The sequence below is a fragment of the Actinokineospora sp. genome (genome assembly GCF_050699995.1).
Taxonomy (GTDB): Bacteria; Actinomycetota; Actinomycetes; order Mycobacteriales; family Pseudonocardiaceae; genus Actinokineospora.
The window spans coordinates 1-8802 of record NZ_JBOHGC010000073.1; the positions used below are offsets into that span (position 1 = coordinate 1).

Here is an 8802-nt window from a genome sequence, read left to right on the forward strand (position 1 = left end):
ACCGGGGCCTGGCCCGACGGCTGCGTTTCGGTGCCCTTGCCGTCCATCGGGATGGCGTCCGGGCCGGGGGGCTCGGCGGCGAACGGCGGCGGCGAGGCCGGGTCGAACGCGCCGGGGCCGAGCGGACCGCAGGCCGCGTTGGGTTCCGGGTTCTGGTACTTGTTGCGCTTGAGCGACTTGATGAACTGCTCGATGCGCGGGTCGTCGGCGCTGTCCAGCTTCAGCTGGTGGCCCCACGACTGCATCGAGATCGGCTTGTCGAGCCCGGGGTACGGCGAGAGCATCATGAAGGGCTGGCCCTCGACCCGGCCCTTGAGCTTGTCCAGCTCGGCGCCCTGAATCTTGTCCGGGTTGTACGCGATCCACACCGAGCCGTGCTCCATGGAGTGGACCATGTTCTCGGTGCGCACGGCGGTCGGGTAGACGACACCCTCGCAGGCGGCCCAGGCCTCGTCGTGGGGTCCGCCGAAGGGCGGGCTCTGGTCGTAGGCGACCCGCTGCGTGCCCTTGACGTGCTGGCCCGCCGAGTACTCCTTGCGCGCGACGCCGTCGATGTTGACCGACGGGTCCTTGTTCTCCTCGGAGACGGTGAACTTCTTCGCCGCTGCGATCTGGGTGTACGCGTAGCCGAAGATGCCGCCCGCCAGCAGGACGATGGCGACCACCGCGGCGATCGTGCCCCAGGGCGCGCCCTTCTTGGCGACGACGGACGCGCGTGCCGCCTTCACGCTGCCCTTGCTGCCTTTGTTCTTGGTGCCGCTGGCCATGCCGTCCTCGGACTTCTCGTCGACGGGGAGGTCCGACCCGGGTGGGGGCGAACCTGCACAGGGATGGTAGTGCGCGGACAGTCTAAGGAACCGGTGTTCGGTTCCCGTCAGCCCCCGGTCACGGGCACCGCGTCGGGGCCTGGCGGCGTCGGGTCGAACGGGGGCGGATCGTCCTGGTCGAAGTGCGGCGGGCCGAGCACGTCGCACGACGCGCCCGGCTCCGGCGTCAGGTATTTGTTGCGCAGGGTGGCGGTGATGAACTGGTCGATTCGCTCGTCGTCGGCCGAGTCGACCTTGAGCTGCCTGCCCCAGGACTGCAGCGAGACCGGCGCGTCCTGGCCGGGGAACGGCGACATCAGCAGGTACGGCTTGCCGTCGACCCGCTTGGCCAGGGCCTTGACCCCGTCCTCGCCGAGCCCCGGCTCGTAGCTGATCCACACGGCGCCGTGTTCGAGCGAGTGCACGATCGACTCCGTGTGTACGGCCTCGGGGTAGACGACACCCATGCACGCGGCCCACGCCTGGTCGTGCGCCCCGCCGAAGGGCGGCGCCTTGTCGTAGGCGACCCGCTTCGCCGGGTCGATGTGCAGGCCGGGCTTGTAGTCGAACGCGACGACGCCGTCGATCTTCTTCGTCGGGTCCTTGTTCCCCTCGGTCGGCACGTACTCCCGCGAGGTCGACTTCTTGGTTGTCGGCGCTTTCGTCGGCGCCTTGGTCGCGTTGGTTCCGGTGGCGACGGGTTTGCCCTGCTCAACGGTGGCGCAGCCGGTGAGGAGGAGGCAGGCGGCGGCCACGAGCGCGGCGATCCGATTCACCTCGGAGAGTGTAGGCAACGGCCGGTCCGAGGCGGTGACGCCCTGTGAAACCCCGCTACCTAGACTTGTGCAGGTGACTCCCGACGTTCTCGCTGACCTGGTCCGTTCCGCCGCCATGACGATCTTGGGCGAGCGCGGCCTCGACACCGCCGTCGTCCCGGACGTCGTGACCGTCGAGCGACCCCGCAATCCCGAGCACGGCGACTACGCGACCAACCTCGCGCTGCAGGTCGCCAAGCGGGTCGGGCTGGCGCCGCGGGAACTCGCCGACGCGCTCGCCGACGCCCTCGCGAAGACCACCGGGGTGGCTTCGGCCGAGGTCGCCGGGCCCGGGTTCATCAACCTGCGCCTGGCCGCCGACGCGCAGGGCCAGATCGTGCGCGAGGTGCTCACCGCGGGCGCCGCCTACGGCAACGGCGCCATGCTCGCCGGCCGCAAGATCAACCTGGAGTTCGTCTCGGCGAACCCGACCGGCCCGATCCACCTCGGCGGCACCCGCTGGGCCGCGGTCGGCGACGCGCTGGGCCGGGTGCTGTCCGCGCAGGGCGGCGAGGTCACCCGCGAGTACTACTTCAACGACGCGGGCGCGCAGATCGACCGGTTCGTCCGGTCCCTGATCGCCGCCGCGCAGGGCGAGCCCGCCCCCGAGGACGGCTACGCGGGCGCCTACATCTCCGACATCGCCGCCGAGGTCATCAAGCAGGAGCCCGGTGCGCTGACCGACCCCGACAGCGCGGAGATCTTCCGCCGCATCGGCGTGGGCCTGATGTTCGAGCAGATCAAGAAGGACCTGCACGACTTCGGCACCGACTTCGACGTCTACTTCCACGAGGACTCGCTGCACAAGTCCGGCGCCGTCGAGAAGGCCGTCACGGCGCTCAAGGAGTCCGGCGGGCTCTACCTTGAGGACGGCGCCTGGTGGCTGCGGTCGAGCGAGTACGGCGATGACAAGGACCGGGTGGTCATCAAGAGCGACGGGCAGCCCGCCTACATCGCCGGTGACATCGCCTACTTCCAGGACAAGCGCGCCCGCGGCTTCGACCTGTGCATCTACATGCTCGGCGCCGACCACCACGGCTACATCGGCAGGCTCAAGGCCGCCGCGGCGGCGACCGGCGACGACCCGGCGACCGTGGAAGTCCTTATCGGACAGATGGTCAACCTGGTCAGCGGCGGCAAGCCGGTGCGGATGAGCAAGCGCGCCGGGACCGTGATCACCATGGGGGACCTGGTCGAGGCCGTCGGCGTGGACGCCGCCCGCTACGCCATGATCCGCTCGTCCGCGAACTCCACTTTGGACATCGATCTGGACCTGTGGAGCAAGAAGGACAGCGACAACCCGGTCTACTACGTCAAATACGCGCACGCCCGGCTGTGCAACATCAAGCGCAACGCGGGTGACCTGGGCATGGTCGTGTCCGGGCCGGATGATGTCGACCTGGGCCTGTTGACCCACGACCGCGAGGGTGACGTGCTGCGCACCCTCGGCGAGTTCCCGCGCGTGCTGGCCACCGCCGCCGAACTGCGGGAGCCCCACCGTGTCGCGCGGTACCTCGAGGAACTCGCGGGCGCGCTGCACAAGTTCTACGAGAACTGCCGAGTGATCCCCCAGGGCGACGAGGACCCGCAGCCGGTGAACTTCGCCCGGCTGGCGCTGTGCGGCGCGGCCCGCCAGGTCATCGCCAACGGGCTCGGCGTCCTCGGCATCGAAGCACCGGAACGGATGTAGGCAAGCGATGAGGGCACACCCGGCAGGGCCGCGGCACGCGGAAGTGCTGCCGCCGAGCAACACCCAGAGCGAGCGGCCCACCACCGTCGACGCGCTCGACGAGCTGTACCCGGCGGTCTGGCCGCGCAACGCCGAGCGCGGCGACGACGGCGCCATCCGGATCGCGGGCGTCGACGTCCGCGAACTGGCCGAGACCTACGGCACGCCCTTGTTCGTCGTGGACGAGGCCGACTTCCGGGCCCGCTGCCAGGAGCACGCCGCCGCGTTCGGCGACCCGTCGCTGGTCCACTACGCCTCCAAGGCCTTCCTGTCGGTGGAGATCGCCCGCTGGGTGGCGCAGGAGGGCCTGAGTCTCGACGTGGCCAGCGGTGGCGAGCTGGCCGTGGCGCTGCGCGCGGACTTCCCGCCCGAGCGGATCACGTTGCACGGCAACAACAAGTCGCTCGCCGAGCTGACCACCGCGCTGGACGTCGGCGTCGGCGCGATCGTCGTCGACTCGTTCCACGAGATCGCCCGCCTCGACAAGCTCGCCCGCGACCGCGACGTGGTCGCGCCGGTCCTGATTCGGGTCACCGTCGGCGTCGAGGCGCACACCCACGAGTTCATCGCCACCGCCCATGAGGACCAGAAGTTCGGCTTCTCGCTGGCGGGCGGCGCCGCGGCCGAGGCGGCCCGCCAGGTGATCAAGTCCGGCGGCCTGTCGCTGCTGGGCCTGCACAGCCACATCGGGTCGCAGATCTTCGACGCCGACGGCTTCGAGGTGGCCGCGCACCGGGTCATCGGCCTGCTGGCCGCGCTGCACAAGGAGCACGGGGCCGACGCGCTGCAGTCGCTGACGGTCGTCGACCTCGGCGGCGGGCTCGGCATCGCCTACACCGCCCAGGACGACCCGCCGCCGCCGATGTGGCTGGCCGACCAGCTGCGCACCATCGTGACCAAGGAGTGCGACCAGGAGGGACTGCCGGTGCCGCGCATCGCGGTCGAGCCGGGCCGCGCCATCGCCGGTCCGGGCACCGTGACCCTCTACGAGGTCGGCACCACCAAGGACGTCTCGCTCGGCCACGGCACCGGCCGCCGCTACGTCAGCGTCGACGGCGGGATGAGCGACAACATCCGCACCGCGTTGTACGACGCGGTCTACGACACCCGCCTCGCGTCGCGCTCCAGCGGCGAGGGGGAGCGGGGCACCGAGGCCGTGCTGTCCCGAGTAGTGGGCAAACACTGTGAGTCCGGTGACGTTGTGGTGCGAGACTGCTGGCTACCGGAGAACCTTGCTCCCGGCGACCTGCTGGCGGTCGCCGCGACCGGCGCCTACTGCTACTCGATGGCGAGCAACTACAACCGGCTGCCGCGGCCCGCCGTGGTGGCCGTGCTCGACGGCGCCGCGCGGCTGCTGCTGCGCCGGGAAACCGACGATGACCTGCTGAGACTGGAGATGCCGTGAGTGAGCCCGCCAAGCCGATCAAGGTCGCGCTACTGGGCTGCGGCACGGTCGGCACCGAGATCGTCCGGCTGCTCACCGAGCAGGCGCCCGACCTCGCGTCGCGGATCGGCGCGCCGGTGGAGCTGGCCGGGGTCGCCGTGCGCAGGCTTAACAAGCCGCGCCCGGGGGTGCCCGCCGACCTGCTGACGACCGACGCGGCCGAGTTGGTCACCCGGCCGGACGTGGACGTCGTCGTCGAGGTCATCGGCGGTATCGAACCCACCCGCACGTGGCTGATCGAGGCCCTGCGCGCGGGCAAGTCGGTGGTCACCGCCAACAAGACGCTGCTGGCCGAACACGCGGGCGACCTGTTCGCCGAGTCCGACACCTTCGGCGGCGACCTATACTTCGAGGCCGCGGTCGCCGGTGCGATCCCGTTGCTGCGCCCGCTGCGCGAGTCCCTCGCGGGCGACCGCATCACCCGGGTGATGGGCATCGTCAACGGCACCACCAACTTCATCCTCTCCGCGATGGACGAGACCGGCGCCGGCTACGCCGAGACACTCGAAGAGGCGTCTCGCCTGGGCTACGCCGAGGCCGACCCGACCGCCGACGTCGACGGCTACGACGCCGCGTCGAAGGCCGCGATCCTCGCCTCGCTGTCCTTCCACACCCGGGTCACCGCCGGCGACGTCTACCGCGAAGGCATCTCCGCGGTCACGCCCGCCGACGTCTCCGCCGCGCGCGCCCTGGGCCGCACGATCAAGCTGCTGGCGATCTGCGAGCGGGTCGACACCCCCGACGGCGAGTCCGTCGCGGTGCGCGTCCACCCGGCGATGATCCCGCGCACCCACCCGCTGGCAGGCGTCAACGGCGCGTTCAACGCGGTGTTCGTCGAGGCCGAGGCGGCCGGACAGCTCATGTTCTACGGGCAGGGAGCGGGCGGTGCACCCACCGCCAGCGCCGTGCTCGGCGACCTCGTTGCGGTAGCCCGCAACCTCGTCGTCGGCGGGCGCGGACCGCGTGAGTCGGCCTACGCCGACCTGCCGGTGCGCCCGATCGCGCAGGCGTCGACCAGGTACCACATCAGCCTGGATGTCGCCGACCGCGCAGGCGTGCTGGCGGCCGTCGCCGCCGTGTTCGCCGAACACGAAGTGAGCATCTCGGCGGTCCGCCAGGAAGGCCGCGCGTCGGACGCGAGCCTGGTGATCGTCACCCACTCCGCGCCCGACGCCGCCCTGCGGTCCACTGTGGACAAAATCGCCGGATTGCCGTTCGTGCACGACGTGGTCAGCGTGATGCGGGTCGAAGGCGAGGAATCATGACTGTGGATGATTTCGCCGGGTTGCTGTTCGTGCGCCATTTGCTCAGCGTGGTGCGGGTCGAAGGCGAGGAAGCATGACCATCGGTGTGCTGCCCGGACGTCCGGGCATCATCGCGGCCTATCCCAACAGAATCCCCGTCCCCGACGGCGCGAAGGTGATCACTCTCGGCGAGGGCAACACCCCGTTGCTGCCCGCGCCGCACCTCTCGGAGCTGACCGGCTGCACGGTCTACCTCAAGGTCGAGGGCGCCAACCCGACCGGCTCGTTCAAGGACCGCGGCATGACCGTGGCCATGACCCACGCGCTGGCCAACGGCCTCGAAGCGGTGATCTGCGCGTCCACCGGCAACACGTCGGCCTCGGCCGCCGCGTACGCCACCCGCGCGGGCCTGACCTGCGCGGTTCTGGTGCCCCGCGGCAAGATCGCGCTCGGCAAGATGGCCCAGGCCGTCGTGCACGGCGCGCGCATCCTGCAGATCGACGGCAACTTCGACGACTGCCTGGAACTGGCCCAGAAGACCGCCGCGGAGTTCCCGGTCGGCTTGGTCAACTCGGTCAACCCGGTGCGGCTGATCGGCCAGAAGAGCGCCGCGTGGGAGGTCTGCGACGTCCTCGGCCGCGCGCCCGACATCCACTGCCTGCCCGTCGGCAACGCGGGCAACATCACCGCCTATTGGCGCGGCTACAGCGAATACGCCGCCGACGGCATCGTCGAGGGCACGCCGAGGATGTTCGGCTTCCAGGCCGCGGGCTCCGCGCCCCTGGTGCGCGGCGAGCCGGTGTCCAATCCGGACACCATCGCCACCGCGATCCGCGTCGGCAACCCGGCTTCGTGGGCGGGCGCGGTCGCCGCGCGCGACGAGTCCGGTGGTCTGTTCGACGCCGCGACCGACGAGCAAATCCTTGCGGCGTACCGACTTCTGGCCGTGCGCGAGGGTGTCTTCGTCGAGCCGTCGTCGGCGACGAGCGTCGCCGGGCTGCTGATCACCCACGCCGACGGACGCCTGCCCGCCGGGTCGGTCGTCGTATGCACGGTCACCGGCCACGGCCTCAAGGACCCCGACACCGCGCTGTCCACCACGCCCGAGGTCGAAGCGATTCCCGTCGACGCCTCGGCGGTGGCCACCGCGTTGGACCTGAGGTGAGCGTCCGCGTCCGAGTTCCCGCGTCCACGGCGAACCTGGGCTCCGGCTTCGACGCGCTCGGCATGGCGCTCGCGCTCCACGACGTCCTCGACTTCCGCGAGACCGCTTCCGGGCTTGAGGTCACGGTCGAGGGCGAGGGCGCCGACGACGTGGCCCGGGATGAGTCCAACCTCGTGGTGCGCGCGTTCCGGGCCGCCTGCGAGCGGATCGGGTTCGCGTCCGCCGGACTCGCCTTGCACTGCGCCAACGTGATTCCGCACGCCAGGGGCCTCGGCTCGTCGGCCGCGGCGATCGTCGGCGGCATCGCGGGCGCCTACGGCCTCGCGGGACGTCCGCTCGACGACGAGGCGCTGCAAATGGCCGCGGAGTTCGAAGGACACGCCGACAACGTCGCGGCGAGCCTGCTGGGCGGGCTCGTCGTGGCCTGGTCCGACGACGACCGCTTCGGCGCGGCGCGGGTCGAGCCGCACGCGGACCTGCGGCCGATCGCGATCATCCCGGCGGAGTCGTCGGCCACCCACGTCACCCGCGGCCTGCTGCCGGACAAGGTGTCGCACGCCGACGCCGCGTTCGCCGCGGGCCGCAGCGCGCTTGCCGTGCACGCCATCAGCACCCGTCCCGACCTGCTGCTTCCCGCGCTCGCGGACAAGCTGCACCAGGACTACCGGGAAAGCGCGTGGCCGTCGACCATTCGAGTGGTTCGCGAACTGCGCGCCCAAGGTGTCGCGGCGGCGGTTTCCGGGGCGGGTCCGACCGTGCTCGCGCTGACCACCGACGGGGCCCTTCCGGACGCGGTCGACGTCAGCGCGTTCACCGTGCTGCCCCTCGCGGTCGACCGGACGGGTGTCCAGGTCAGTCCACTCGGCTGAACCGCGGAACAAACACCGTGATCAGGCTGTTGCATATGGACAGGTGGTCGTGACAGAGATCACTCGCGATCCGAGACGTCGCCACGCGACGCGCTGTGGGCCGGTTGTTGCACCTTCAGTGACGGCCGTCTACCCTCGGGGACGTTCAGTCACCGCGCGCACGGGCGCCCGGTGTCGTTCCCGGGATTCTTTCCGGGTCGCATCATCTGCCGAGTAGTCGGCTCAGTCCTTAATCAGGTCCGAGCCGAGGCTCGGAGGTACCCGACGACCGTGGTGACCAGATGCTCCCTGTTGGCGACAAAGTCGCTCGGCTGGCCCGAATCGTGGCCAGGTTGGCGACAAAGCCCAGCAGTGGAGAGATACGCCGTCTCGCATTCCGACGGACGGCGGTCCGCTGGTCCACGTAGGAGGCGGGGACCGGTCAGGGAAGGACTTGTGTGAGCAATACCGAACTTTTGAGCAGCGAGACAGCCACCGACACCGCGTCCGCGGACAAGAACGGCGCCCCCAAGCGCCGGGCCGGGCTGTCCGGCATGGTCCTCGCCGAGCTGCGCACGCTCGCTGGTGAGCTGGGAATCTCCGGCACCACGGGCATGCGCAAGGGCGACCTGATCGCTGCCATCAAGGAGCGCCAGGGTGGTGGCCCGGGCGGGGCCGCCGCACGGACGCCCCGAACCGGCACCGACGCCGCGCCCGCGCAGGCCCCGGCCAAGACTGAGCGGCCCAAGGC

At 70.8% G+C, this 8802-nt stretch carries 8 protein-coding genes; 6 read left to right on the top strand and 2 right to left on the bottom strand.

The annotated features are described in order from the left end of the window. Together ACRDSQ_RS04460 and ACRDSQ_RS04465 are read right to left on the bottom strand one after the other, a co-directional pair. On the bottom strand, window positions 1–767 hold a 767-nt coding region (locus ACRDSQ_RS04460; RefSeq protein WP_431419006.1), incomplete at its 3' end, for a DUF3105 domain-containing protein. A 107-nt stretch (window positions 768–874) separates the two neighbouring features. After that, window positions 875–1582, bottom strand: coding sequence for a DUF3105 domain-containing protein (locus ACRDSQ_RS04465; protein WP_431419007.1), 708 nt, complete (start codon window positions 1580–1582; stop codon window positions 875–877). A gap of 73 nt (window positions 1583–1655) precedes the next feature. On the opposite strand from ACRDSQ_RS04465, the gene argS reads away from it, so the two are divergent. The 6 genes from argS to ACRDSQ_RS04495 all read left to right on the top strand — a co-directional run. Then, on the top strand, window positions 1656–3311 hold the full coding sequence (gene argS, locus ACRDSQ_RS04470) for an arginine--tRNA ligase (RefSeq protein WP_431419009.1): 1656 nt from the start codon (window positions 1656–1658) through the stop codon (window positions 3309–3311). A gap of 7 nt (window positions 3312–3318) precedes the next feature. After that, complete coding sequence (gene lysA, locus ACRDSQ_RS04475; protein ID WP_431419011.1) at window positions 3319–4755, top strand: diaminopimelate decarboxylase; 1437 nt, start codon at window positions 3319–3321, stop codon at window positions 4753–4755. Further along, window positions 4752–6059, top strand: coding sequence for a homoserine dehydrogenase (locus tag ACRDSQ_RS04480; protein WP_431419012.1), 1308 nt, complete (start codon window positions 4752–4754; stop codon window positions 6057–6059). The genes lysA and ACRDSQ_RS04480 overlap by 4 nt, the downstream gene beginning before the upstream one ends. A gap of 73 nt (window positions 6060–6132) precedes the next feature. After that, complete coding sequence (thrC, locus tag ACRDSQ_RS04485; protein WP_431419014.1) at window positions 6133–7203, top strand: threonine synthase; 1071 nt, start codon at window positions 6133–6135, stop codon at window positions 7201–7203. Beyond that, window positions 7200–8072: a homoserine kinase gene (thrB, locus tag ACRDSQ_RS04490; protein ID WP_431419015.1), complete on the top strand. Its 873-nt coding sequence runs from the start codon at window positions 7200–7202 to the stop codon at window positions 8070–8072. The genes thrC and thrB overlap by 4 nt, the downstream gene beginning before the upstream one ends. 437 nt (window positions 8073–8509) lie before the next feature. Further along, window positions 8510–8802 (top strand): Rho termination factor N-terminal domain-containing protein (locus ACRDSQ_RS04495; protein ID WP_431419017.1); only part of this gene is annotated, 293 nt, incomplete at its 3' end.